Origin of the sequence: Micromonospora sp. NPDC047465, from assembly GCF_040643125.1 — a bacterium.
In the GTDB taxonomy this organism is placed as follows: Bacteria; Actinomycetota; Actinomycetes; order Mycobacteriales; family Micromonosporaceae; genus Micromonospora.
The window spans coordinates 63,456-88,165 of record NZ_JBEYTP010000003.1 but is presented as its reverse complement, the minus strand read 5'-3'; the positions used below and the strand labels follow the sequence as shown (position 1 = coordinate 88,165).

The following is a 24,710-nucleotide window of genomic DNA, read 5'->3' as shown; positions in this document are numbered from 1 at the left end:
GCCCGACCGGCACCGCCTCCCGGTCGACGGCGGGCAAGACCGGCACCGGCCCACGGATCGTGGGCGTCGTGCAGGCCCGGATGGGCTCGTCCCGGCTGCCCGGCAAGGTGCTCCGGCCGCTCGCCGGGCGCAGCGTCCTCGGCCGGGTGGTGCGGGCCGCGCGGGAGAGCGCCGTCCTCGCCGACCTGGTCGTCGCCACCAGCACCGAGCCCGCCGACGACGCGGTGGTGGCCGAGTGCGACCGGCTGGGCGTGGCGTGGCACCGGGGCCCCGTCGACGACGTGCTCACCCGCTTCGTCGGCGCGCTGGACGCCCACCCCGGCGACGCGGTGATGCGCTTCACCGCCGACTGCCCGCTGCTCGACCCCGAGATCATTGCGCTGGTCGCGGCGGTCTGGCGCGCGGTGCCCGGGCTCGACTACGCCAGCACGTCCATCGCCCGCACCCTCCCCCGGGGCCTGGACGTCGAGATCGTCCGGGCGGACACGCTGCGGACGCTGGACCGGCTCGCCACCGACCACCACCGGGTGCACGTGACCTCGTACGCGTACTCCCGTCCGGAGCTGTTCCGGGTGCTCGGGGTGACGCTCACCCCGGACCGGTCGGACCTGCGGCTCACGCTCGACACCGAGGCCGACTGGACCCTGGTGCGGGCGGTGACCGACCATTTCGGGGACGTCAGCGTGCCGCTGGCCAAGCTCGCCGACTGGCTCGACGGGCAACCGGCGCTGCGCGCCGTCAACGCCGGCGTACGACAGAAGCGGCTGGAGGAGTCCTGAGCACCGTACGCGTCGGACTGCGCTGCGACGCCGGGCCGCGGCGCGGCGTCGGGCACCTGGTCCGCTGTCTCGCCCTCGGCGAGGAGTTCCTCGCCCGGGGAGCCTCGGTCGAGATGTTCGGCACCGTCGAGCGGGTCGGCTGGGCGGGCGCGCAACTGGCCGCCCGTGGCATCCCGCTGCACCCCGGCCCGGAGACCCCGCAGGAGTTGGTGGCGACCGCGCGCCGGCACGCGCTGGACGTGCTGGTGCTCGACTCCTACGAGCTGGACCCGGCCGGGGCGGGCGCGCTGCGCGCGGCGGGCGTGCTGACCCTGGCCGTCGTCGACGGCGACACCCGGGGGCAGGACGCCGACCTCTACCTGGACCAGAACTTCGGCGCGGCGACCGTCGCGCCGGCCGGCCGGCTGCTCGCCGGCACCGCGTACGCCCTGCTGCGGGACTCGGTGGTGGCCGCCCGGCCGGCGGCGCCCCGGCCCGCGACGGCGGTGGGCCGGCCCCGGGTGCTGGCGTTCTTCGGCGGCACCGACGCGGTCGGGGCGGCCCCGGTGCTGACCCGGGTGCTGCTGGCCACCGGGCACCCGATGGACCTCACCGTCGTGGTCGGCCGCCCCGAGGTGGAGGCGGAACTGGCGGCGGTGCCGCCGGGGCGGGGGCAGTCGCTGCGCCCGGTGCCGCCCACCGACGAGCTGCCCGCGCTGATCGGCGCGGCGGACCTGGTGGTGAGCGCGGCCGGCACGTCGACCTGGGAGCTGTGCTGCCTCGGCGCGCCGTCCGCGCTGGTCTGCGTGGTGGACAACCAGCGGGAGTCGTACCAGCGGGTGGTCGCGCACGGTCTCGTCGCCGGCCTCGGCGAGCTGCCGGAGCTGGCCGCCGCCGGGGTGCCGGGGCGGGCGGCGCGGGCCGCCGCCGCCCGGACCCTCACCGGGCTGCTCGCCTCCCCGGAACGCCGCGCCGCACTTTCCGCCCGCGCCTGGTCCACCGTGGACGGCCTGGGCCGGGGCCGGGTGGCCGACGCGGTGCTCGCCGCCCTCGCCGCCACGCCGGCCTGATCCCGGAGGGGAGCCGTCGGCGCCGCTGGTGTCAGACGAGGCGTTGGATGCGCACCTTCGGCCTTTCGTTCCTCAGGTGGCCCCGCTTGTGCTGGCGGACCTGCTCGTCCCAGACCTCCTGGTCGTAGTCCGGGTCGGGCGGGATCCACTTGTGGGAGCCGTCGCTGTAGTGGAACTTCTCGTCGCCGGCCCGCAGGATGCTCACCGGGTCCAGCCGAGGAAGCGTCGGTGCAGGGTGCCGGCCGGAGCCCAGGTCAGATCCTCGGCGGCGCGGACGAACTGCGCCCCCATGTACAGCGCCAGCGACATCGGGACGTCCGCGAACTCCGCCCGCAACTCCTGGCGACGGGTCCGGCAGGGCCAGGGCGCGCCGCACCCGCCGCAGCTCCAGATCGGCAACACCGGGCCGTGGGTGGTCACGCTTCAACCTCCAGGAAGCGGGCCATGATCGCCCGGGCCTGCCGGCTGGTCGCCCAGTCCATCTGCCAGCACGGGTACGGCACCAGCCGCGACCACCACGCCCGGCACCCGATGCACATTCCGTCGAGTCCGTGGACATGAGCCGCGAGGATCGCCAGTTCCTGGTCGTTCACCTGGCTGTCCCTGCCGGCCAGTCGCCACGGTTGTCCCGCAGCCGCTCCGCCTGGTCGAGCAACCGCCGCTGCGCGGCTGCCTGTTCGGCGGCCTCGTGGCGCTGGCCGACGCCCGACGGCGGGTGCGAGTCAGGCCGTCGCAGTAGCCACCGCACGATGCCACACAGCTCGGACCACATCGCCACCGGTTCCGCCTTTCCTCTGTCGGGGAGGGGAGGGTGGCGAACGGCAGCGCAGACGTCAGGCATCGCACCAGGGTTGACACCGCCGCCACCCATCGGACACGACCGGCAAAGCAGGCGCTTCCTGCCGCCGCGTCCTGATCGGGACGTTATGGACGGCACGGTGCGTGATGGAACACCTACGCACCACTAATGGCTGAAGACCCCCATGCGCTCGCACAGGCCCCGCAGCTCGGTGGAGACGAGCCCTCGACGCAGCAGCCCACGCGCGATCTCCCGCGCAGCCGTCGACGACCGGGCGTGCTGCGGACCGACCCGTTCGGCGGCGAGCAGCATCCGCACCGCGTCTCGCTCCCGGCCGGCCGCCACCACCGCGCGGGACATGTCCAGCCAGAAGTACACCTGACGCACCGCCGGCAACTCGGCTGCGACCACTCCGGCGGCTGTCCGCAACGCCCCCTGCGGGCGCCCCGTGTCGAGCTGGTAGGCCATCCGCCACAACGCCACGTTGCGCGGCCCCCACGCCAGGTCCCAGCTCGTCGTCTCGCCGGTGTGCGCGGCGATCCGGGCCGCCTCGGCGAGGTGATCCTCGGCCGCAGTCTGGTCCTTCATGCCAGCGAGGTGATGCGCGCGGGCCAGGTGCAGGAACCCGAGCACGTCCAACGCCGTGGCCGCGCCACTGCCGTCCAGGTCCGCCCCGGCCCGGTCGCAGTACGCCCGGGCCGGACCGTACGCGCCGGTGTATGCCGAAACCCGGGCGCGGTTCGCCGCCGCCACCCCCACCGCAACCGGGTCGTCGAGCAGGTGCGCCGCCTCGGCACACCGTTCGGCGGCCAACCAGGCGTGGGCCGCGTAGCCGATGTTCAGCAACGAACCCATCGCCACCCCGTACACCGGCACCATCAACCGGTACGCCGCCCGCTGATCGGTCACCCCGTGCAGGGCGGGCAGCAGATCCACCAGCCGACGCAGGGCTCCGGCGTATTCACATCGGCCGTACAGATCGCGCACCAACGCCGACTCCCGGGCCACCTGCTCCACAGTGGCGGCCCCGACGACCGGCGGCGCGGCAAACGGGTGGGCCATCATCATCCGCCACACCCGTTCGGCGTCGATACGCGCACCATCAAGCTGCCGGTCAGCAGGCGTGTACGACTGCCCTGTCAGGTCGAACACCGAGCACTCCAGGGCGGCAGCCAGGTCGACCACCATGTACCGATCCGTACGCTGGACACCGCGCTCGATACGCGACCACGTCGTATGCGAGATGCCCGCGCGGCTCGCGGCGTACCGGATGCTCCAGCCACGCAACTCGCGACGGGCCCGGATGCGGTCGCCCACGGACGGATCAGCGGGTATGGCTCGGCGAGGCACAGCCATCTCCTCGGACAGCGGTCAGTGCGGCGGGCAGCCGAGCACGACAACCGGCAACCGCGCCGCCACCGACGGTACCCCTGACCGATGGCGCTTCACAGACCGCCACCAGCCCCGCTGGCAGGCTGGATCGAGAAGAGCAGTCTCCCGGAACGCGAAACACCCCCGTCAACGCGGCCCTCGGCCAACGCCGCTGACTACAGCTCGCGCCGGGCCTTTCGCGCGACCAGCTCCAACACCGCGATCACCGTGCCGGCGCCCACGATCTCACCCCGCGACACCAGATCCCGCGCCTCCTCCAACGGAATCCACGCCACCCGCTCGGCCTCGTTGACATCCACGGGAGCGCCGATGTGCTCCGCGCCTCGGGCAAGGAACAGCAGGTTCTCCGCGTCCGCGGTCGCCACCCACGGCTGGAACGACAGCAACGGTTCCACGGCAGCCGGACGCCAACCGGTTTCCTCCTCGACCTCCCGGACCGCGCACTCCGCCGGCTGCTCCTCGTCATCGACGTAGCCACCGGGCAGCTCCCACACCCACCGGTCGAACACGAACCGATGCCGCCGCATCAGCAACAGGCGCTCCTGCTCATCGAGGACGGCGACCATCGCCGACCGGGGCGCCCGAATCACGTACTGCTCGAACCTGACACCGTCCGGCAGTTCCACGTCAGCGATGCTCAACCGCGCCCGCCGGCTGTCGTCCACGACCCGCTCGCCATGAATCGTCCACCTGGTCAACTCGGTAACCTGCTCCTCCGCCACCCGACCAGTATCCGGTTCTGTGCGGGTTGTCCGGCGTCGTCCGTCCGGGCCCCGGCCTCGGGGCATTGACCGCACCCGTCCGACGTGGGTCTCCTCTTCTGGGCCAAATGCTGTCAGCCCTGCTGTCGTCGCCTCGGGGAATCAGTCGGATTCGGCAAGCCCTGCGACCAGGCGAGCAGCCGGCGGACCACAGCCAGGCTCAGCCCCTCGGCAGGGTCGATATCGACAAGGAGGGTGGGTGCCGCACGGGCTTCGGCCCATGCCCGCGCCTCCGTCGTCAGCGCGTCATCGATCCAGGCCACCGGACGTGAGCCGACGTACGCGGCCACGGCGGGCACCTTCTCGCGCGGTTCGAACGGGCCCGACGGAAGGCTGATGACCGGCAGTTGCGGAAGACGCAGTACCGGCGCGAGGAGCCGGTTCGCTTCCGCGCCCCACCCGGTGGCCCACACCATCTCGAACCGTTCGCCCAGGTCTCGGAGCCAATCCGCGTGAGCTGGGCACAGCCGTACCGGAGCCTCCCCCGGAAAGAACTGGAACTCCTGGTAGCTGACCGGGCACTGGTCCCCCGCGAACGGATTCAGGACACCGTCCACGTCCAGCAGTAGCAACGGGAGGTCGCGCGCCACGGTCCTCAGGATACGGAGTCGCGCGTGCCGGCCAGCCTCAAGCGGTGCGGAAAGGCGACGCCGTCAGTGCAGCAGTTCGAGGGTGATGCGGGAGCGCAGCTCCGGGCGCTCGGCGAGGAGCCGCTCGACGACCGCCGCGGCCTCCGGCCCGGTGGCGAGGAAGCGGATCGGCCGCCGTTCCTGCTCGACCAGGGCCGCCGAGCGGGCCGGCTCCGACAGCGGCAGGTTGTAGAACGCGGGCGCGGAGTCGCCGTGGGTGCCCTGGAGGGTGGCCAGGAAGAGCGTCTCCAGGTAGCCCTCCCGCCGGTGCTCGCTGACGACGACCGTGACCTCGCCCGCGCGTACCGGCGCGTGGGCCAGCGCGCGGACGGTCACGTCGGCCTGCCTCGGCCGGTCCAGCAGGCCCGACCACCAGGCCGCCGCCCAGGTGGTGGTCCGGGCGCCGAACGGCTGGGCGAAGATCCCGCCACCGCGCGCCACACCGGCCACTCCGACCGTCGCCGCCACCAGCGACAGCGCCACGAGCACCCGGGCGACCGCGCCGGACCGGCCCGGCTGCCGCCGCGCGCGCCACGGGACCGGCCGCAGCAGGAACACCGCGCCCACCCCGACGAACAGCACCACCAGCAGCAGGTGCAGGGTCTTGCCGTAGTAGTAACGCGGGTCGGTGCCCTGCAGGGCGAACCAGAGGTGGAAGCCGGCCGCGAAGGCCAGCGCCGCGGCCAGGGCGCCCGCGTACCGGCGCCACACCGGCAGCCGCAGGCCGCCGGCGAGCAGCCCCGCGGCGACCACGCCGGTCAGCGCCAGGTAGGCGTCGTAGCGCGGGAAGACGCCGCCGCCGGTGGCGGCGTTGTCGACCTGGTCGGTGAAGAGCAGGCCCGCCACGCTCGGCAGCGGCGTGAGCACGGCCGTGGCCAGGGCCACCACGCCGGCCAGCCAGGGCCGCCGGCGCACCGCCCGCCGGTGCCGGACCAGCCAGGCCAGCACCAGCGCCCCGACCATCGGCAGGAACATCAGGTACGCGAACCCGACCCCGACGCAGAGCGCCCCGAGCAGGCAGAGCTGGGTGCCGGTGCGGGCCACCGGGCGGCACACCAGCGCGACCAGGATCGCGGTCAGCGCCAGGCCGAGGCTCTCCCCCGGGTAGCCGTACACCACGAAGCGGGCCAGCTCCGAGTCCAGGGCGAGCGCGGTGACCGCGCCGGCCAGGGCGGCGGCGCGCAGCGGGTCGAGCAGTCGGCCGGCGATCCGCGCGGCGGCCCAGAGCACCGCGAGCACCAGCAGGGCGTACGCGGCCAGCGACCAGCCGAGGTAGTGGTCCAGGGTGCTCGTCGCCGAGCCGGGCGCGGTCGAGGAGCGCAGGAAGCCGTCCAGCAGCGCGGCCGTCACGTGGAAGCCCTGCGGGTACCAGACCATCGCCTCGGGTGCGATCCGGGCCGCGCCGTCCGGGTCGCTGAACAGGTAGCCGCCGACCGCCCGGATGCCCTCCACCGCGGCCAGGTGCCGGCTGTTGTCCTCGCCCGTCATCGCGTACGCGAGCCGGCCGGCCAGTCCGTCGGCGCGCAGGTAGGGCCAGGCCAGGGCCAGGGTCGCCAACGCCGCCGCGACGACCGGCGCCGCGTCGGCCGCCACCGGGCGGGGCAGGCGCGGCCGGACCCCGGTGACCAGGGCGAGGCCGAGCAGCACGGTCAGCGCCGTGCCGGCCACCGGGACCGGGTGCAGGCCCCACGGCCAGACCGAGAAGAGCAGGGCGGCGGCGCAGAGCGCCCCGAGCAGCAGCGCCGTCGCCAGCACCAGCCGGTCCAGCAGGGTGCGCCCGACCCGCAGCAGCGCGGCCGTCAGCACGAGCACGAGCGGCGGGAGCACGGCGGCCACGCCCAGCGCGTACGCCAGCACCGGGACGACCCAGGCGGCGGCGAGCCAACCGGCGGCGACCGCGGCCCGGCGGGCCGGGCCGACCGGGGTCGCCTGCGGCGGGGCCGCCGGGCGGGGCGCCACCGGCACGCGGGTGGAACTGCTCTGCACTGGTCGTCTCCTCGGCGCGCGGCCCGCCCGGGCCCGGACGGAGCCGCCTCACGGTAGGGGCGGCCCGCCGACGCCGGGCGACGCCGACGTGTGCGCCAGGTGACGGGCGGGCAACGAGATCCCCTGCGTCGTACACCTGTGCCAATCGGGGCGGTAGGCTGGGCGGATGACCGGGGCCGCCTACCAGCCGTCGATGCTGGACCTGACCGACGCGGGGCCGTCGCTGGGTCCGCTGGCCGGCCGGCTGCGCCGGCACCCGCTCACCCGGGGCGCGTGGGTCGACCACCTCCCCGGCTGGGTCGCCGGCTCCGACCAGGTCTTCGACACGCTGCTGCGGGACGTGCCGTGGCGGGCCGAGCGCCGCACGATGTACGACGCCGAGGTCGACGTACCGCGGCTGCTGTGCTGGTATTCCGGCCACCGGCCGTTGCCGCACCCGCTGCTCACGCAGGCGCGCGCCGCGCTCACCCGGCACTACGCCCCCGAGCTCGGCGAGCCCTTCGTCACCGCCGGCATGTGCCTCTACCGCTCCGGCCGGGACAGCGTCGCCTGGCACGGCGACACCCAGGGCCGCTCCGCGCACACCGACACGATGGTCGCCATCGTCTCGTTCGGCTCGCCACGCGCGCTGCTGCTGCGTCCCCGGGGCGGCGGCGACAGCCTGCGCTTCCCGCTCGGGCACGGCGACCTCGTGGTGATGGGCGGCTCCTGCCAGCGCACCTGGGAGCACGCGGTGCCGAAGACCGCCCGCCCCGTCGGGCCCCGGGTCAGCGTCCAGTTCCGACCCGCCGGCGTCGCCTGAGCCGCCCTCGGGTCCGGGTCGATGCACCCACCGCCACCGATCACCGTGTTAGCGTGACCACTCAATCACTCTCCGCTGCCTCCTGGAGCTTCTTCCGTGCTCGTTGGACGCCCGGCCGCACGGCGGGCCGGCGCTCGCTCCCTCCCCGCCCTGTTGCGTCGCCACGTCGGGTTCTTCGTCGTGCTCGCCGCCGGGCTCGCGCTGCGAATCACGATGATGGCGGCGTACCCGCCCGCGCTGTGGTTCCAGGGCGACTCCGGCACGTACCTCCGGCTCTCCGCACAGTGGCCGGACATGCCGGCCCGGTGGACGTACCCGTGGCTGCTCAGGGGCTTCGAGTGGACCGGCACCGTCGCCTCCGTGGTGGCCCTGCAGCACCTCGCCGGGCTCGCCCTTGGCGTCGCGGCCTACCTGCTGCTGCGCCGCCTGGGCGTCGGCCCCTGGCCGGCCACGCTCGCCGCGACGCCGATCCTGCTCGACGCCACCCAGCTCACGCTGGAGCAGTACCTGCTCACCGAGACGCTGTTCACCACCGCGCTGGCCCTCGCCGCGCTGCTGCTGGTCCGCCGGGAACGGCCCGGGACGCTCGCCGCGCTGGGCGCGGGCGTCGCCGTCGCGCTGGGCATGGCGACCCGACCCACCGGCGTGGTCGCCCTCGGCGCCCTGCTGCTGTTCCTCCTCGTGTCGTGGCGCGGCTGGCGGGCACCCGCCGCGTACCTGCTCGGCGTCGTCGTGTTCTTCGGCGCCGCCTTCGCCGGCATCGGCACCGTCAAGGGCGCGCTCGGGATGGAGGGCGGGAAGTTCCTCTACGGACGGACCGCGCAGATCGCCGACTGTGACCGGCTGGAACTGCGGCCGGGGCTGCGCAAGCTCTGCCCGACGCAGCCGCTGGACCAGCGCCCCGCCCGGCCCGACTGGTTCATCTGGAACCGGGACAGCCCCATCCGCGACGCCGAACGCCCCGAGGACCTCGACGAGTTCGCCCGGGAGGTGCTCCGCCAGCAGCCCGGCGACTACCTGGCCGCCGTGGCGTCGGACACCGCGCGCTACTTCTGGCCGAGCCCCCTCGCGCCGACCGAGTCGTGCCTGGCCGGCCTGTGGCGACCGCAGCCGGCGCCGACCGACTGGGCGGCCGACTACGACTGCGTGCCGCGCACCGCCAGCCCCGGCTACGAGTGGAAACCGGCGCCGTCGCGGGACGTCGAGCCGAACGCGGCCAGCCGCTTCCTGCACGGCTACGGCCGGTACGGGGTCACCCCGCCGCCGGTCCTGGCCGCCATGGTGCTGATCGCGCTGGTCGGTGCGGTGTGGCCGCGCCGGGGCCGGCTGCGGCTGAGCCTGATCGCCCTGCTGTACGCCGGCATCGGCCTCGGGATCATGGTCTTCTCGGTGGCCACGTCGATGTTTGACCACCGCTACGGCCTGCCGGCCCTGGCGTTTCTCCCGATCGCCGCCGCTCTCGGCTGGCAGCGGCTGCGGTCGACACCTCATCCGACGGGCCGGCCCGCGCCGGCCGACAGCGAGCCGAACCGGCCCACCCCGACCGACAACGAGCCGGACCACCCCGCGCCCACCACGGCAGAGAGCGACGGGAAGCATGACAAAGGAACGGGAGATCGAGGTCACGGTGCTGCTGCCGTGCCTCAACGAGGCTGAGACGCTGGAGGTCTGCGTCCGCAAGGCGCTGCGCTCGCTGCGGGAGTGCGGGGTCGTCGGGGAGGTGCTGGTCTCCGACAACGGGTCCACCGACGGGTCGCGGGAGATCGCCGAGCGGGCCGGCGCCCGGGTGGTGCCCGCCCCGATCCGCGGCTACGGCGGCGCCCTGCTCAACGGCATCGACCAGGCGCGCGGCCGGTACGTCATCATGGCCGACGCCGACGACTCGTACGCGCTGGCCGACCTCGGCCCGTTCGTCGAGGCGCTGCGCGCCGGGCACGACGTGGTGATGGGCAACCGGTTCCGGGGCGGCATCGCACCGGGCGCCATGCCGCCCCTGCACCGCTACCTGGGCAACCCGGTCCTGAGCTGGCTCGGCCGGCGGCTGTTCGGGCTGCGCGGGGTTCGGGACTTCCACTGTGGCATGCGCGGCTTCAACGCCGAGCGGATCCGCGCGCTCGGGCTGTGCATGCCGGGCATGGAGTTCGCCTCCGAACTGGTGGTGCGTGCCGCGCTGGCCGGGTACGACATCGTCGAGGTGCCGACCACCCTGTCGCCGGACGGCCGGTCCCGCCCGCCGCACCTGCGGACCTGGCGGGACGGCTGGCGGCACCTGCGGTTCCTGCTGGTGTTCGCGCCGCGCAAGACCCTCGTCAGGCCGGGCGCCGCGCTGACCGCGCTCGGGCTGGCCGGCGTGGGGGCGCTCACCCCGGGCCCGCTGACCCTCGGCCCGGTCCGGCTCGACGTCAGCACATTGGTGTACGCCTGCCTGATGGTGCTCGTCGGGGTGCAGCTCGTGCTCTTCGGTGGCCTCGCGGAGATCTACGGCCGGCAGGAGGCGCTCGTCCCGCGGCGCGCGTCGGACCGCTGGATCCGTCTGCTGCGGCTGGAGACCAGCGTCACCGTCGGCCTGCTGCTGCTCGTCGCCGGCGTCGCCGGCACCGTCGGGGCGGTCGCCTACTGGGGGCTGGACGGGTTCGGCGACCTGAACCCGCACGACACGCTGCGGGTGGTGCTCCCCTCGGCCACCGCGATCGCGCTCGGCGTGGTCGTGCTCTTCTCCGGCCTGGTGGGCAGCCTGCTCACGCTCCGCCCCACGCATCCGGCACCGGCGATCGTCCGCCAGTCCGGCCCCGACCACGACCGGGTCCTCACCGGCAGATAACCCGCCGCGCCCACCCCGCCCGCCGGCTCCGGTCGGCCTCCGGGCGCTCCGCGCCACCCCGGCCTCGGCCCGTCTCTGGTCCGGTCCGCCGATCTCCCGCTCTCCGCCCCGACGAAAGCGGCATCGTGTGCATGACAGGGCTCAGGTGCGGGACCGATCGTGCCTGGTGGCCGGGGTGGCGGGCGGGGCGAGGCGGCGCTCTGCTAGAAACGACTCCTGGGTTTCGTCAGCGCCCCCGTCACCTCTTGACGACGCGAAGGGCGACGCATGACCAAGTCCTCCACCGAGCCGCGCTCCCGATGGTCCGCCTGGGCGGTCCACGGCGACGGCCGGTCCATCCGCCCCGGCGACGTGGTCCACCCCGACGAACGGCTGTCCTGGCCGCGCACGCTCGGCGTCGGCGTGCAGCACGTCGTGGCCATGTTCGGCGCCACCTTCACGGTGCCGCTGATCACCGGTTTCCCGCCGGCGACCACCCTCTTCTTCTCCGGGCTCGGCACGCTGCTGTTCCTGCTGATCACCGGCAACCGGCTGCCCTCGTACCTCGGCTCGTCGTTCGCCTTCATCGCGCCGGTGCTGGCCGCGAAGGCCGGCGGGGACATCGGCCCGGCGCTGGGCGGCATCGTCGTGGCCGGCGTCGCGCTGGCCGTCGTCGGGCTGGTCGTTCAGCTCGCCGGGTCGCGCTGGATCGACGCGCTGATGCCGCCGGTCGTCACCGGGGCGATCGTCGCGCTGATCGGCCTGAACCTGGCCCCGGTCGCGTGGGACGGCGGCGGCAGCGGCACCGGGGTGAAGGCGCAGCCGCTGATCGCGGTGGTGACCCTGGCCGCGATCCTGCTCGCCACGGTCGCCTTCCGGGGCTTCCTGGCCAGGCTGTCCATCCTGCTGGGTGTGCTGGTCGGCTGGCTGCTCGCCGCCGCGCTCGGCGACCTGGACCCGAAGGCGGTCGACGGGCTGCGGGACGCCGCCTGGGTCGGCCTGCCGGAGTTCCACGCGCCGAGCTTCGGCCTGCGCGCGGTGGTGCTGGTGATCCCGGTGATCCTGGTGCTGATCGCCGAGAACGCCGGGCACGTCAAGGCGGTCGCCGCGATGACCGGCCGCAACCTGGACCGGGACATGGGCCGGGCGTTCCTGGGCGACGGGCTGGCCACCGTGCTCGCCGGCTCCGGCGGCGGCTCCGGCACCACCACGTACGCGGAGAACATCGGCGTGATGGCCGCGACCCGGGTCTACTCCACCGCCGCGTACTGGGTGGCCGGCGTGGCGGCGGTGTTGCTGGGGCTCAGCCCGAAGTTCGGCGCGCTGATCCTCACCGTGCCGGCCGGCGTGCTCGGCGGCGCCACCACCGCCCTCTACGGCCTCATCGCGATCCTCGGCGCCCGGATCTGGATCGAGAACCGGGTGGACTTCCACGACCCGGTGAACCTGATGACGGCGGCGGTCGCGGTGATCGTCGGCGCGGCCAACTACACCCTCACCGCCGGCGACCTCTCCTTCAACGGCATCGCCCTGGGTACCGCCGCCGCCCTGGTCGTCTACCACGGCATGCGCCTGGTGGCCCGCCTCCGCGGCACCACCCCCACCCCCCGCCACACCCCCGAACCCGAACTCTGACCCCGGCCCGGAGCGCCCGTTGGTCATGAGGTTGTTGTCCTCGACACCGGCGTGTCGCGGCAACAACTTCATGATCGACGCGGGAAGTGGGGGCGGGAGGGTGGACGGTCGAGGGGGACGGGTGCGTCAGCAGCCGTCCCCCTCGACCGGTCCGGGGGTCAGTCGCGTTCGACCTGGTGGCCGACGACGGTCGGGCCGAGCATGACGGCGAAGCCGGAGCCGTCGCGGCGCGGGTCGGCCGCCGGCAGTTCCACCGGCTCGCCGGTGGCGGTCGCGCCCACCGGACGCGACCCGACCCAGGCGACCACCACGTCGGTCTCACCCTTGAGGAAGCGATGGGCGCGCACCCCGCCGGTCGCCCGCCCCTTCGCCGGGTACGCCTGGAACGGCGTCACCTTCACCGTGGCTCCCGTGGAGGTGACCACCATCGGCTCGCCGTGACCCGTGTCGTCGGTGCGGACCGCGCCGAAGAAGACCACCCGGGCGCCGGCCGGCAGGTTGACACCCGCCATGCCGCCGCCCTTGACACCCTGGGGACGGACCAGCCCGGCGGAGAAGCGCAGCAGCGACGCCTCCGAGGTGACGAAGGTGAGCGTCTCCGCCCCGTCGGTGAGCCAGGTCGCCCCGACCACCTCGTCGCCCTCACGCAGGCCGATCACCTCGAACTCGTCGGAGCGGACAGGCCACTCCGGCGCGCAGACCTTGACCACGCCCTGCCGGGTGCCCAGCGCCAGCCCCGGTGAGCCCTCGGCCGTCGGCCCCAGCGGCGCCAGCCCGACCACCGTCTCCCCCGGCTCCAGCGGCACCAGCTCGGCGGCCGCCATCCCGCCGCGCAGCGACACCGTCCCGGCCTGCTCGGGCAGCACCGGCAGCGGCAGCACGTCGACCTTGAACGCGCGGCCGGCGCTGGTCACCAGAAGCACCCGCCCCCGGGCGGTGGAGTGGACGATGGCGCGTACGGCGTCGTGCTTGACGCGGCCGTGCCGCCGGCGCCCCTCGGACGCCTCCTCCGACTCCGCCGCGGTCCGGGCGACCAGCCCGGTCGCGGACAGGATCACCTGGCACGGGTCGTCGGCGACCTCCAGCGGGCCGGCCGGCACGGACGCGGCCAGCACCTCCTTGAGGTCGCCGTCGACCAGCGTGGTGCGGCGCGGGGCACCGAACTGCTTCACCACCGCGGCCAGCTCGTCCGAGACGACCTTCTTCAGCACCTTCGGATCGTCGAGGATCGTGGAGAGCTGGGCGATCTCCGTGCGGAGCTTCTCCTGCTCGGCCTCCAGCTCGATCCGGTCGTACTTGGTCAGCCGGCGCAGCGGAGTGTCCAGGATGTAGGTGGCCTGGATCTCGGAGAGCCTGAACTTCTGCATCAGGCCGTCCTTGGCGGCCTGGGCGTCCTCGCTGGCCCGGATTAGCTTGACCACCTTGTCGATGTCGAGCAGGGCGATCAGCAGACCGTCGACCAGGTGCAGCCGCTCCTCGCGCTTGCGGCGGCGGTAGGAGCTGCGCCGGGTCACCACCTCGTAGCGGTGGGCCAGGAAGACCTCCAGCAGCGCCTTCAGCCCGAGGGTCTGCGGCTGCCCGTCGACCAGCACCAGGTTGTTGACGCCGAACGACTGCTCCAGCGGGGTGAGCCGGTAGAGGTCGGCGAGCAGGGCCTGCGGGTTGACCCCGACCTTGCACTCGATGACCAGGCGGGTGCCGCTCTCCCGGTCGGTGAGGTCCTTGACGTCGGCGATGCCGGTGAGCCGCTTGGTCTTGTTGACCTCGTTGGTGATCGCGGCGATGACCTTCTCCGCGCCGACGCCGTACGGCAGCTCGACGACCGTGATCGCCTGCCGGCCCCGGCTGCCCTCCAGCGGGCCGATCTCCACCCGGCCCCGCATGCGGACCACGCCGCGCCCGGTCTCGTACGCACGGCGCACCTCGTCGAGCCCGAGCAGCAGGCCACCGGTGGGCAGATCGGGCCCGGGGACGAACTCCATGAGCTTGTCCAGCGTGGCGTCCGGGTGGTTGATCAGCCAGCGGGCGGCGGAGACCACCTCGCCGAGGTTGTGCGGGATCATGTTCGTCGCCATGCCGACCGCGATCCCGGACGCGCCGTTGACCAGCAGGTTGGGGAAGGCCGCCGGCAGCACGGTGGGCTGGGTCAGGGAGCCGTCGTAGTTCGGCTCCACGTCGACCGTGTCCTCGCCCAGCTCGCCGACGAGCAACATCGCCTCCCGCGACATCCGGGCCTCGGTGTAGCGCGCCGCCGCCGGCCCGTCGTCCGGGCTGCCGAAGTTGCCGTGCCCGTCGATGAGCGGAGCGTTGAGCGAGAAGTCCTGGGCGAGCCGGACCATCGCGTCGTAGATCGCGGTGTCGCCGTGTGGGTGGTACTTGCCCATCACGTCGCCGACGATGCGGGCGGACTTCACGTGCCCCCGGTCGGGGCGGTGCCCCTGCTCGTACATTGACCAGAGGATGCGCCGGTGCACCGGCTTGAGGCCGTCGCGGGCGTCGGGCAGAGCCCGCGAGTGGATCACCGAGAAGGCGTACTCCAGGTAGGAGTCGGAGACCTCGGTGACCAGCGGGTTGTCGAAGACCCGCGCGCCGGCCTGGTCGAAGGCGGACAGGTCCACCTTGGCGCGGTCGTCCTTGCGGCGTGCCATCGGTCAGCTCTCTTCCGGACGGGTGGTGGCGGGCCTGGTCATGCGTCGATCGCCTCGCGGTCGACCCGGTCGGCGGAGTCGATCAGCCAGTTGCGGCGCGGCTCGACCTTCTCCCCCATCAGCAGCTCGAGGATCCGCTCGGCGGCGTCGACGTCGTCGAGGGTGATCCGGCGGACCGCCCGGGTGGCCGGGTTCATCGTGGTCTCCCACAGCTCGTCGGCGTCCATCTCGCCGAGACCCTTGAAGCGCGGGATCGGGGTGACGATCTGCTTGCCGGCCTTTTCCAGCTTGCGGACGGTCGCCTCCATCTCGGCCTGGGTGTAGGTGTAGATCGTCTGCGGGTTGCGCCCCTTCGTGGTGATCTTGTGCAGGGGCGGCATGGCCGCGTAGAGCCGGCCGGCCTCGATCAGCGGCCGCATGTAGCGGGCGAAGAGCGTGATCAGCAGGGTGCGGATGTGCGCGCCGTCCACGTCGGCGTCCGCCATGATCAGCACCCGGCCGTACCGCATCGCCGAGAGGTCGAAGGTGCGGCCGGAGCCGGCGCCGAGCACCTGCACGATGGCGGCGCACTCGGCGTTGTCGAGCACCTGCTGGAGGTTGGCCTTCTGCACGTTGAGGATCTTGCCCCGGATCGGAAGAAGCGCCTGGTATTCGGCAGACCGGGCAAGTCGACCTGTCCCGAGGGCGCTGTCGCCCTCCACGATGAACAGCTCGCTGCGCTCGATGCCCGCCGCGCGACAGTCGACCAGCTTGGCCGGCATCGACGCGCCCTCCAGGGCGGTCTTGCGCCGGGCGGCGTCCTTCTGCTGCTTCTGCGTCAGCCGCACCCGGGCCGCGTCGACGATCTTCTGCAGGACCGTGCGCGCCTCGGCCTTGGTCCTCCGGTCCTCCAGCCAGGACTTCAGGTGCTGCTCGACCAACGACTGCATGACCTTGGTGATGCCGGCCGTGGAGAGCTCGTCCTTGGTCTGCGAGGTGAACTGCGGCTCCGGGATCCGGACGTGGACGACCGCCGTCATGCCCTCCAGGACGTCGTCCAGGGTGGGCGGGTCCTCCTTGGCCTTCAGCAGGCCACGGGTGTTGCGGACCGCGTCGGCGAGGGTGCGTGCCAGGGCCCGCTCGAAGCCCTTGCGGTGGGTGCCGCCGTGGGCGTTGCGGATGGTGTTGGTGAAGCACTCGACGGTGCGCTCGTAGCCGGTGCCCCAGCGGAAGGCCACCTCGACCTCGGCCCGCCGCTGCACGTTGGACTGCATGACGCCGTTGGCGTCGGCGGCGTTCTCCCGGTAGGTGCCCTCGCCGGTGACCAGCAGCGTGCCGGAGACCGGCCGGTCGCCGGCCGGGGCGAGGAACTCCACCATGTCGGTCAGGCCGTTGGGGTAGTGGAAGCGCTCCTCGGTCGGCTCCTCGCCGGTGTGGTCGCGCAGAGTGTAGCTCACGCCGGGGACCAGGAAGGCCGTGTTGCGCAGCTTCATCCGGACGGCGTCCGCGTCCAGCGCGGCGCCGGTCTCGAAGTAGCGCGCGTCGTGCCACCAGCGGATCGAGGTGCCGGTGCGCTGGCCGCGCTTCATCGCGCCGACGATCTGGAGCCCGGGGCCCGGGGTGAAGGCCGCCTCGGGGCCGTCGCCGTCGAAGATCCCCGGCACGCCGTGCCGGAACGACATCGCGTGGATCTTGCCGCCCCGGCGGACCGTGACGTCGAACCGGCGGGACAGGGCGTTGACCGCCGAGGCGCCCACGCCGTGCAGACCGCCGGAGGTCTTGTAGCCGGAGCCGCCGAACTTGCCGCCGGCGTGCAGCCGGGTCAGCACCAGCTCGACGCCGGAGATGCCGGACTTGGCGTGCACGTCGGTGGGGATGCCCCGCCCGTCGTCGTCGACCTGGACAGAGCCGTCGGCGTGCAGCGTCACCTCGACCTTCGAGGCGTGGCCGGCGACGCCCTCGTCGGTGGAGTTGTCGAGGATCTCGTTGACGAGGTGACCCACGCCACGGCTGTCGGTGGAGCCGATGTACATGCCGGGCCGCTTGCGGACGGCGTCCAGCCCCTCGAGGTGCGTGAGGTCGTCGGCCCCGTACAGGGTCTCAGGCTCTGCGGTCAACTGGTCGTACTCCCAGGTCTCGGCGGTGTGGTGCCGCGTCCGACATCGGCGGTCGGCCGGCGCGCCGCAGCGAGCCTAACCGGGAGATGCGACAGGACGACGGCGCCCCGCAGCAAGGCCCGCACCACGTCGTATGGTGCGGGCCTCGGCGGCGTCGTCGCGTGCTCTGTCCGGATCCGGCGCCCGGCGGCGCCGTGACCGGTTCGCGGGTCAGCCGGCCGCGGGCGGGTCCACCTGGACAACAAGGGAGCCGTACCCGACGTTCCCGGCACTGTCCACGGCCGCCACGTACAGGGTGTTCGTGCCGTACGCCGGGGTGGTCAGCGTCACGGAGGCGGTCTTCCCGGGGTAGCCGAGCGTGGTGCCGGCCTCCGCCTCCTCCGTGGGCGGGCTGGTCCAGCCGTAGCGGAAGGTCACCACGTCGGAGTCGGGCGAGCGGAGCTTGTAGGTGTAGAACTGGCCGGGCGGGGCGGGGTTGGTGACCGGGTCGACGGTCACCGTCGGGGCGTTGTCGTCGACGGTGAACTCGCACCACGCCGACCAGGGGCTGAGCAGGCCGTACGGCGCGGGGTCGGTGCTGCGGGCGCGCCACGCGTACGACTTGCCGCCGCTGACGCCCGCCACGGGCGCCGTGGTGGAGCGGGCGCCGGCGGTCACCGCCGAGCCGGCCGGCGGGGTCAGCCGCGGCGTGCTGCTGTCGTAGCTGCCCGAGGCCGGGATCTCCAGCAGCTCGTACGCGGTCTGCAGGGTCTGGCCGGCGTCCTCGTCGGGGAAGACGGCCGACAGGGTCGGCGGGGTCGCGAGGGCGACCCGACCGCCGGTGACGCAGGCCTGCCCGCCGACCTGCAGGCCGGTCGGCTGGCCGGGCAGGGAGTCGTAGTCGACCACCAGTTTCGCGTTGGCGGGGATGAACTTCTTCCAACGGTCCAGGGTGCTCTCACCGGTTCCGGACGAGTCGCTGCACGCGCAGAAACCGTAGGTGATCGCCGTCATGCCGCTGGTGAGGGCGCTGCTGAGCCCGGCGGTGACGCCGCTGCCGGTGAAGTTGACCGTCATGTCCGGCTGGGGCCCGTCGATGCAGCCGCCGCTCTCGTTGGCGTGCGAACTGGCGGACGCCTGCAGGGTGCTCAGCGTCGGCGCCCACGCCGTGCGGGGGGTGCTGGCGATCCCGGCCGACCGGTACATGTAGGTCGGCGTGTCGCCGCAGGAGAAGGAGTGGTCCAGCCTCATCTGCACGTAGGCGGACTCGATGTGCTTGCCCCGGAGGGCGGAGATGGGGAACTCGAAGTAGGAGCGGTAGATGACGCCGGTCCCCGAGTCCTTGCCGACCCGGGCGGCGGTGAGGTCGCTGTTGGTGGAGTTGTTGTTCGTGGCGTACGCCCAGCGGGACGCGCCCGCGGACCAGGCCGGGTCGATGTAGACCGGGAAGCTGGCGTTGGCCGGGTCGAGCAGGCCCGGCGTGGGGCGCAGCACCAGGTCGCCGGCGGCGTCGATCGCGGTGGCGACCGGCGCCGTCCGGGCCCCCACGCCGGGGCCCGCGGCGGAGGACTTCCCCGCGGCCGACCGGCCGGTGGCGGAGGCCGTGGTCGAGTCCCACATCTCGGCCGGCGCGCTGCGTGCCACCTCGGCCGCCCCGGCCAGCGCCCGCAGCGAGCCGTCGGCGTCGCGCCGGACCCGCACGTCGCCGCCGAGGTCGAAGCGGATCTCCCGCAGGGCCGGGTTCGCGGCCGCCTGCGGGGTCTTCACCGCGAGCACATGGGTGAAGCCGGTGCGGGTGGCCCGGAGCACCAGGTCCACGCCGGGCAGCACCTCCGGGTAGGTGGCGGCGTCCCCGCTGACCACCGGCGCGGGCAACTCCCCCGGCCAGGCGAGGGTCAGGGACTTGCCGCCGCTGGTCAGCGTGGTGGCCGGGCCGCGACCGCCGGCCGAGAACCGCACGTCGGCCGGGGAGACCGCCGGACGGAACCCGCCCGCGCCGTCGCGGCGCAGGGTGAGGTCGACGTCGGCCCAGGACCCGTCGGTCTGACGCACCCGCTGCGGGACGGCAGCGGTCTCGACGACGAAGCCGCCGGAGGGCTTGGCGAAGACCTGGGTCAACTCGGTGCGGGCGGAGAGGACCTCCACCCGCTGGCCGGTCCGCTCGGCCGCTGCGGCGGCCCGCGCGGCCTCGGTGGTGGCGCCCGTACCGGCGGCGGCCGGCGACGCGGCCGACACGGGCGGGGCCAGCACGGTGGCGCCGAGCGCCGCCGCGAGCCCGCCAGCCATCAGGCGGCGTACGGATCGTTTCTGGACTTGGACAGCGTGCATCGAGCGGCCGACGGCCACCGCAACCCCCGTGGAAGTAGAAAGCCGGACGCCGGAACTGTAGAGACGGGCTTCGACCGGTGTCCATAGCTGTCACATCCTGTGAGCACAAGCGGGACATAGGCAGTCAGGACAGACCCCGGGCCATCCGATGATCGACGTTCCGTCATGGGCACCCCGATGCCCGGTGGCCGCCGGCACGCGGTGTGGTCGACGCCGGGAGGGCCGCCGCCAGGTGGAAACGGACCGGTGCGGCGGGGCGGGCGCGTCCCGCAGCGGACCATTCCGCGCCGAGCCATTGACGTCCGTCGGGCCGAGGTGATGGGATCGCGGCCGAGAGGATCTTTCACATTTCGATGTACAGATGGAGGACGTCATGTCCAGGTTCCGTCGTACGACTCTCGCGGCAGCGCTCGCCGTCGCCGCCGCCGCTCTGTCGACCGCCGTCGGGCTGCCCGCCCCGGCCGCGGCGGCGCCACCCACCGCCGCGGTCGCCCTCGGCGACAGCTTCATCAGCGGCGAGGGCGCCGGGGCGTACACCCCCGTCGTCGACGTCACCGGGGTCGCCCAGGGCTTCCCCGGTTGGACCGCGCCCAACAGCAACGCGTTCTTCTGTCACCGCTCGGCGAACGCCTCGCTGCACCGGGCGAGCCTGCCGGGCATCCAGGACCGGTTCAACCTCGCGTGTTCCGGCGGGCAGCCGCACGACATCGCCACCGCCTCGTCGGCCCGGGCCGGCGGCCGGCAGGTGGCCGCCCAGCTCGACCAGCTCCGCGCGGTCGGCCGGACCCACGACATCGACCTGGTGCTGCTCGGCCTCGGCTCGAACAACAGTTCGTTCACCTTCGGCGACGTCGCCGAGAAGTGCGCCAACCGGTTCATCGCCGACGCCTGGACCGGCTGGTGGGAGTTCTGGGCCTACCTGGGCGGGCCGGTCGAGCAGGAGCCCTGCACGGACGCCGACCTGGCCACCGCCGCCCAGTGGAGCGCCGCGACCGCGGAGACCACCTCGGCCGTACGCCAACTGCTCACCACGCTGCGCGAGATCGACGCCGACGGCCAGCACCGGATCGTCTTCCAGGACTACACCAACCCGCTGCCGTTCGACCTGGAGCCGAGTTTCCACAGCGAGGACAGCCGGGACGACACCCGGGACAAGTTCCGCGCGCTGGGTGCCGAGCGGTACGCGGCCGGCTGCCCGATCCACCGGGCCAGCCTGCTGCCGGGGCACCGCTTCTCGCAGGGCCTGGGCACCCTGGTGAGGTCCACCCGCGACGCCCTGGCCGCCGAGTTCCCCGGCGCGGACCTGGTCCACCTCAACGTGCAGCGGGCCTTCGACGGCGCCCGGCTCTGCGAGTCGGGGGCCAGCCCGACCGGGGCGCTGGCCACCCCGATCCGCCTCCAGGACAGCCCGCCGAACGGCGTCTTCGTCACCAGCCTCGCCGGCAAGGACAAGATCGCCATCCAGCGGATCGCGAACACCTGCGTGAGCTACTTCCAGACCTGCCAGGAGTCGTGGCACCCGAACGCCGCCGGCCACCAGGTGCTCGGGCAGTGCCTGACCGGCGCGGCCGCCACCGGCGCCCGATCCGTGGCCTGCGTCCGCGCCGCCGACGGCTCCGTCACCGTGTCCTGACCCCGACCGCGTCCCGGAACCCCGTGCCGCCCGGCGCGGGGTTCCGCCACGTCCACGCCCGGATCAGTCACGTCCCGGGGCGGGGCGGGCGCGGGGCAGGCCGAGGGCGAGCAGCACCGGACCGGTCGGCCCGTCGACGAGGCCGCCGAGGGTCACCCCGTCCAGCACGGCGAGGAAGGCGTCACGGGCCCGGCGCAGCTCGTCCCGGAGCCGGCAGGCCGCGCGCAGCGAGCACGCCGGCTCGTCGCAGGACACCACCTCGTCGTCGCCCTCGAACGCCCGGACCACCCGCCCGACCGTGGTCTCGTGGCCGCCCTCGGCGAAGGCGACCCCGCCGGAGCGGCCCCGGATCGTGACCAGCACGCCGAGCCGCTGCAACCGCTGCACCACCTTCGCCACGTGGTTGCGGGGCAGCGCCAGCTGGTCGGCCAGCTCGTCCACGGTCATCCGCCGTGGGTTCGCGGCGGTGAGCATGGCGATCCGCAACGCCATGTCGGTGGACCGGTTGAGCTTCACGTCCCGACCCTAGCCAGCGCCGACGGGCCCCACCACGGGCCGACGGACGCGATCTGTGATCCACCCGAACCCCGACCCGGGACCTTCGGCCCTAAAGAGGTATCTGGAATGCCTGTTTTGCTGGCAGGGTCCGAGCGGTTCAGCGCAGAAGGAGACAAGTCGTGCTCTCGGAGTCCTCAACAGCAGTGGTGACGGCGACCCTGCCCGCCGTGCAGGCGCACGGCGAGGCGATCACCGGCCGGTTCTACCAGCGGATGTTCGACGCCCACCCGGAGCTGCTCGACATCTTCAACCGCGGCAACCAGGCGACCGGGGCGCAGAAGGCCGCGCTCGCGGCCTCCGTGGTCGCGTACGCGGAACACCTGACCGGCGGCAGCGACGCGCCGTGGGGCCCGATCCTGGACCGGATCGCACACAAGCACGCCTCGCTCGGCATCACCCCCGGCCAGTACACGATCGTCGGCCGGCACCTGCTCGCCGCCGTCGGCGAGGTGCTCGGCGACGCGGTCACCCCGGAGGTCGCGGCGGCCTGGGACGAGGTGTACTGGCTGCTGGCCTGCGAGCTGGTCGCCCGGGAGTCCCGCCTCTACGCCGGGGCGGGGCTCGCCGAGGGCGCGTCGGTCTGGCGGGACTGGCGGGTCACCGGTCGGGTCACCGAGGCGGTGGACGTCGTCTCGTTCACCCTGGTCCCGACCGACGGCGGCCCGGCGCCCGCCTTCGTCCCGGGCCAGTACACCTCGGTCGCCGTCGACCTCGACGAGGGTCGCGGGCAGCAGATCCGCCAGTACAGCCTCTCCGGCCGGCCGGGGGCCGACCACTGGCGGATCACCGTCAAGCGGGTACGCGGCACCGGCGCCGGCGCCGACGGCATGGTCTCCACCTTCCTGCACGAGCACGTGGCCGAGGGCGACACCCTCCGGCTCAGCCCGCCCTTCGGCGAGGTCAGCGCCGTGGCCGGGGAGGGCCCGCTGCTGCTGGTCAGCGCCGGCATCGGGCTGACCCCGGCGATGGCCGCCCTGGAGCACCTGGCGGCCACCGAGCCGCAGCGCCCGGTGGTGCTGGTGCACGCCGACCGGGCCGGCGCGGCGCACGCGTTCCGCGGCGAACTGCCACGCCTGCACGCCGCGCTGCCCAACCTGCGCACCGCCCTGTGGTACGAGGACGTCACCGACGCCGAGCTGGCCGGGCTGGCCGCCGAGGTGGCCGGCGGCCGGGTCGACCCCGCGTTGATCCCGCTCTCCCCCGACGCCCACGTGCACCTCTGCGGGCCGCTGCCGTTCATGAACACCGTCCGGGGCGGCCTGCTGCGGCGGGGGGTGCCGGCGGAGCGGATCGCCTACGAGGTGTTCGGTCCGGGCATGCTCCGCGACGACCGGAACTGACCCTCCGCGACCGACCGGCCACCGCTGGTGAGGCGGTTCGCCCCACCACCGGCCGGGTCCGCGCCGCCGGCCGGGCGGCCCGCCGAGAACTCGGCGGGCCGGCGGTTAGGCGACAAGGCCGGGGGTAGGGGACTCCGCATGCGGGTGCGACGGGCTCGCGGGGCGGCACCGTCCGCGGCGCGACCCGTTCCCCGACGACCGGGCCGGCCGATGGAGGAAGACATGCGCATCGCGATGATCTCGGAGCACGCCAGCCCGCTCGCCGTCCTCGGGGAGGCCGGCGGGCGGCACACGCGGGTGGCGGAGCAGGCCGCCGCGCTGGTGCGCGAGGGGCACGACGTCCGCGTCTACACCCGCCGGGAGTCCACCGCCCAGCCCGACACCGTGTCCACTCCGGACGGCTACCAGGTGTGCCACGTGCCGGCCGGGCCGGCGCTGCGGTTGCCCGGAAGTGAGCTGATGCCGCACCTGGGTGAGTTCGGGCGCTGGCTGGCCGGTCAGTGGCGCGACGGCGACTGGACCCCGGACGTGGCGCACGCCCACCACTGGATGAGCGGCCTGGCCACCCTGCACGCCGGCCGGCGCACCGGGGTCCCGGTGGTGCTGACGTACCACTCGCTCGGCACCGTCGAGCGGCGGCAGCAGGGCGCCCGGGACACCAGTCCACCAGGCCGGATCGGCTACGAGCGGGCCCTGGGCCGGGCCGCCGACCGGATCGTCGTGCAGTGCCAGGACGAGATCGGCGAGCTGGTCCGCCTCGGCGTGCCCCGGTCCCGGATGGTGCTGGTCCCCTGCGGGGTCGACCAGCAGGTCTTCCGTCCCGACGGGCCCGTCGCCCCGCGCGACCCGACCCGCCCGCGGATCGTCACCGTCGGCCGGATGGTGGAACGCAAGGGCTTCCAGGACGTCATCCGGGCCCTGCCGGCCGTGCCCGACGCGGAGTGCGTGGTGGTCGGCGGCCCGCCGGCGCGGTTGCTCCCCACGGACGACTTCGCCCGCCGGCTCCGGGCGCTCGCCGAGTCCTGCGGGGTGGCCGACCGGGTGAAGCTGGTCGGCGCGGTGCCCCGCACGGAGTTGGCCGGCTGGTACCGCTCGGCGGACCTCCTGGTGGCCGCCCCCTGGTACGAGCCGGTCGGGCTGGCCCCGCTCGAGGGCATGGCCTGTGGCGTGCCCGTCGTCGGCTCGAATGTCGGCGGCATCGCCGACACGGTCGTCCACGGCCTCACCGGCGACCTCGTGCCGCCCCGGGACCCCCGGGCGTTGGGCACCGCGATCCGCCGGCTGCTCGCCGACAAGGTCCGCCGCTTCGCGTACGCCACGGCGGCGCTGGACCGGGTCCGCAGCCGGTACTCGTGGAAGCGCTGCGCCGAGCAGTTGAGCGCGGTCTACGCCACGGTCAGCACGGTCGGCCGGACCGCCCCGGCCCTGGCCTGATGCGGCGGTACGGTAGGCGGTGACGCGGGTGATCCGCACCACCCCTCGGTTACCCGCCGGTA

Annotated in this window: 20 protein-coding genes; 9 read left to right on the top strand and 11 right to left on the bottom strand. The window is 73.9% G+C overall.

The window, feature by feature from the left end:
- Positions 1-56: 56 nt before the first annotated feature.
- Together ABZ793_RS04425 and ABZ793_RS04420 are read left to right on the top strand one after the other, a co-directional pair.
- Positions 57-779 (top strand): glycosyltransferase family protein, encoded by a 723-nt coding sequence (locus ABZ793_RS04425; RefSeq protein WP_357452317.1) that lies wholly within the window; start codon positions 57-59, stop codon positions 777-779.
- Positions 776-1,828 (top strand): spore coat protein, encoded by a 1,053-nt coding sequence (locus tag ABZ793_RS04420; RefSeq protein WP_357452314.1) that lies wholly within the window; start codon positions 776-778, stop codon positions 1,826-1,828. The genes ABZ793_RS04425 and ABZ793_RS04420 overlap by 4 nt, the downstream gene beginning before the upstream one ends.
- Positions 1,829-1,859: 31 nt before the next feature.
- On the opposite strand, the gene ABZ793_RS04415 is transcribed toward ABZ793_RS04420, so the two are convergent.
- The 7 genes from ABZ793_RS04415 to ABZ793_RS04385 form a co-directional block, all read right to left on the bottom strand.
- Positions 1,860-2,033: a hypothetical protein gene (locus ABZ793_RS04415; protein WP_357451744.1), complete on the bottom strand. Its 174-nt coding sequence runs from the start codon at positions 2,031-2,033 to the stop codon at positions 1,860-1,862.
- Positions 2,030-2,248 carry a hypothetical protein gene (locus tag ABZ793_RS04410; protein WP_357451742.1) on the bottom strand — a complete coding sequence of 73 codons (219 nt, stop codon included), beginning with the start codon at positions 2,246-2,248 and terminating at the stop codon, positions 2,030-2,032. The genes ABZ793_RS04415 and ABZ793_RS04410 overlap by 4 nt, the downstream gene beginning before the upstream one ends.
- Positions 2,245-2,421 (bottom strand): hypothetical protein, encoded by a 177-nt coding sequence (locus ABZ793_RS04405; protein WP_357451739.1) that lies wholly within the window; start codon positions 2,419-2,421, stop codon positions 2,245-2,247. The genes ABZ793_RS04410 and ABZ793_RS04405 overlap by 4 nt, the downstream gene beginning before the upstream one ends.
- Before the next feature lie 371 nt (positions 2,422-2,792).
- Positions 2,793-3,944 carry a helix-turn-helix transcriptional regulator gene (locus ABZ793_RS04400; protein ID WP_357451736.1) on the bottom strand — a complete coding sequence of 384 codons (1,152 nt, stop codon included), beginning with the start codon at positions 3,942-3,944 and terminating at the stop codon, positions 2,793-2,795.
- Positions 3,945-4,174: 230 nt separating this feature from the next.
- A complete protein-coding gene (locus ABZ793_RS04395; RefSeq protein WP_357451733.1) occupies positions 4,175-4,741 on the bottom strand; it encodes an NUDIX hydrolase in 567 nt (188 codons plus the stop codon).
- Between the two features lie 113 nt (positions 4,742-4,854).
- Entirely contained in the window at positions 4,855-5,370 is a 516-nt protein-coding gene (locus tag ABZ793_RS04390; protein WP_357451730.1) for an HAD domain-containing protein, read from the bottom strand.
- Positions 5,371-5,433: 63 nt separating this feature from the next.
- Complete coding sequence (locus ABZ793_RS04385) at positions 5,434-7,395, bottom strand: hypothetical protein (protein WP_357451727.1); 1,962 nt, start codon at positions 7,393-7,395, stop codon at positions 5,434-5,436.
- A gap of 166 nt (positions 7,396-7,561) precedes the next feature.
- Between ABZ793_RS04385 and ABZ793_RS04380 the strand changes: the two genes are divergently transcribed.
- From ABZ793_RS04380 to ABZ793_RS04365, 4 genes are all read left to right on the top strand, one after another.
- Entirely contained in the window at positions 7,562-8,197 is a 636-nt protein-coding gene (locus ABZ793_RS04380; protein ID WP_357451724.1) for an alpha-ketoglutarate-dependent dioxygenase AlkB, read from the top strand.
- 96 nt (positions 8,198-8,293) lie between these two features.
- The gene (locus ABZ793_RS04375) at positions 8,294-9,853 is read left to right on the top strand and encodes a glycosyltransferase family 39 protein (RefSeq protein ID WP_357451721.1); all 1,560 of its coding nucleotides are present in this window, start codon (positions 8,294-8,296) and stop codon (positions 9,851-9,853) included.
- Positions 9,795-11,018 carry a glycosyltransferase family 2 protein gene (locus ABZ793_RS04370; RefSeq protein WP_357451718.1) on the top strand — a complete coding sequence of 408 codons (1,224 nt, stop codon included), beginning with the start codon at positions 9,795-9,797 and terminating at the stop codon, positions 11,016-11,018. The genes ABZ793_RS04375 and ABZ793_RS04370 overlap by 59 nt, the downstream gene beginning before the upstream one ends.
- 267 nt (positions 11,019-11,285) lie before the next feature.
- Positions 11,286-12,632, top strand: coding sequence for a solute carrier family 23 protein (locus tag ABZ793_RS04365; RefSeq protein WP_357451715.1), 1,347 nt, complete (start codon positions 11,286-11,288; stop codon positions 12,630-12,632).
- Positions 12,633-12,790: 158 nt separating this feature from the next.
- Here the strand turns inward: ABZ793_RS04365 and ABZ793_RS04360 are convergent, their stop codons facing one another.
- The 3 genes from ABZ793_RS04360 to ABZ793_RS04350 all read right to left on the bottom strand — a co-directional run bounded on the left by ABZ793_RS04360 (position 12,791) and on the right by ABZ793_RS04350 (position 19,641).
- A complete protein-coding gene (locus tag ABZ793_RS04360; protein ID WP_357451712.1) occupies positions 12,791-15,280 on the bottom strand; it encodes a DNA topoisomerase IV subunit A in 2,490 nt (829 codons plus the stop codon).
- Between the two features lie 38 nt (positions 15,281-15,318).
- Complete coding sequence (locus ABZ793_RS04355; protein WP_350706572.1) at positions 15,319-17,376, bottom strand: DNA topoisomerase IV subunit B; 2,058 nt, start codon at positions 17,374-17,376, stop codon at positions 15,319-15,321.
- 210 nt (positions 17,377-17,586) lie between these two features.
- Positions 17,587-19,641, bottom strand: coding sequence for a hypothetical protein (locus tag ABZ793_RS04350; RefSeq protein ID WP_357451709.1), 2,055 nt, complete (start codon positions 19,639-19,641; stop codon positions 17,587-17,589).
- Positions 19,642-20,056: 415 nt separating this feature from the next.
- On the opposite strand from ABZ793_RS04350, the gene ABZ793_RS04345 reads away from it, so the two are divergent.
- The gene (locus tag ABZ793_RS04345; protein WP_357451706.1) at positions 20,057-21,316 is read left to right on the top strand and encodes a hypothetical protein; all 1,260 of its coding nucleotides are present in this window, start codon (positions 20,057-20,059) and stop codon (positions 21,314-21,316) included.
- Between the two features lie 63 nt (positions 21,317-21,379).
- Here ABZ793_RS04345 and ABZ793_RS04340 read toward each other — a convergent pair whose 3' ends face one another.
- The gene (locus ABZ793_RS04340) at positions 21,380-21,832 is read right to left on the bottom strand and encodes an Rrf2 family transcriptional regulator (protein WP_357451703.1); all 453 of its coding nucleotides are present in this window, start codon (positions 21,830-21,832) and stop codon (positions 21,380-21,382) included.
- 101 nt (positions 21,833-21,933) lie between these two features.
- Between ABZ793_RS04340 and ABZ793_RS04335 the strand changes: the two genes are divergently transcribed.
- Both ABZ793_RS04335 and ABZ793_RS04330 read left to right on the top strand, forming a co-directional pair.
- A complete protein-coding gene (locus ABZ793_RS04335; RefSeq protein WP_357452311.1) occupies positions 21,934-23,214 on the top strand; it encodes a globin domain-containing protein in 1,281 nt (426 codons plus the stop codon).
- 222 nt (positions 23,215-23,436) lie between these two features.
- Positions 23,437-24,648 carry a glycosyltransferase gene (locus ABZ793_RS04330; protein WP_357451700.1) on the top strand — a complete coding sequence of 404 codons (1,212 nt, stop codon included), beginning with the start codon at positions 23,437-23,439 and terminating at the stop codon, positions 24,646-24,648.
- Positions 24,649-24,710 lie beyond the last annotated feature (62 nt).

Coding starts and splice junctions, on each gene's coding strand:
- ABZ793_RS04360 (WP_357451712.1), bottom strand. CDS start 15,280: ATGGCACGCCGCAAGGACGACCGCGCCAAGGTGGACCTGTCCGCCTTC.
- ABZ793_RS04330 (WP_357451700.1), top strand. CDS start 23,437: ATGCGCATCGCGATGATCTCGGAGCACGCCAGCCCGCTCGCCGTCCTC.
- ABZ793_RS04365 (WP_357451715.1), top strand. CDS start 11,286: ATGACCAAGTCCTCCACCGAGCCGCGCTCCCGATGGTCCGCCTGGGCG.
- ABZ793_RS04350 (WP_357451709.1), bottom strand. CDS start 19,641: ATGGCTGGCGGGCTCGCGGCGGCGCTCGGCGCCACCGTGCTGGCCCCG.
- ABZ793_RS04345 (WP_357451706.1), top strand. CDS start 20,057: ATGTCCAGGTTCCGTCGTACGACTCTCGCGGCAGCGCTCGCCGTCGCC.
- ABZ793_RS04380 (WP_357451724.1), top strand. CDS start 7,562: ATGACCGGGGCCGCCTACCAGCCGTCGATGCTGGACCTGACCGACGCG.
- ABZ793_RS04370 (WP_357451718.1), top strand. CDS start 9,795: ATGACAAAGGAACGGGAGATCGAGGTCACGGTGCTGCTGCCGTGCCTC.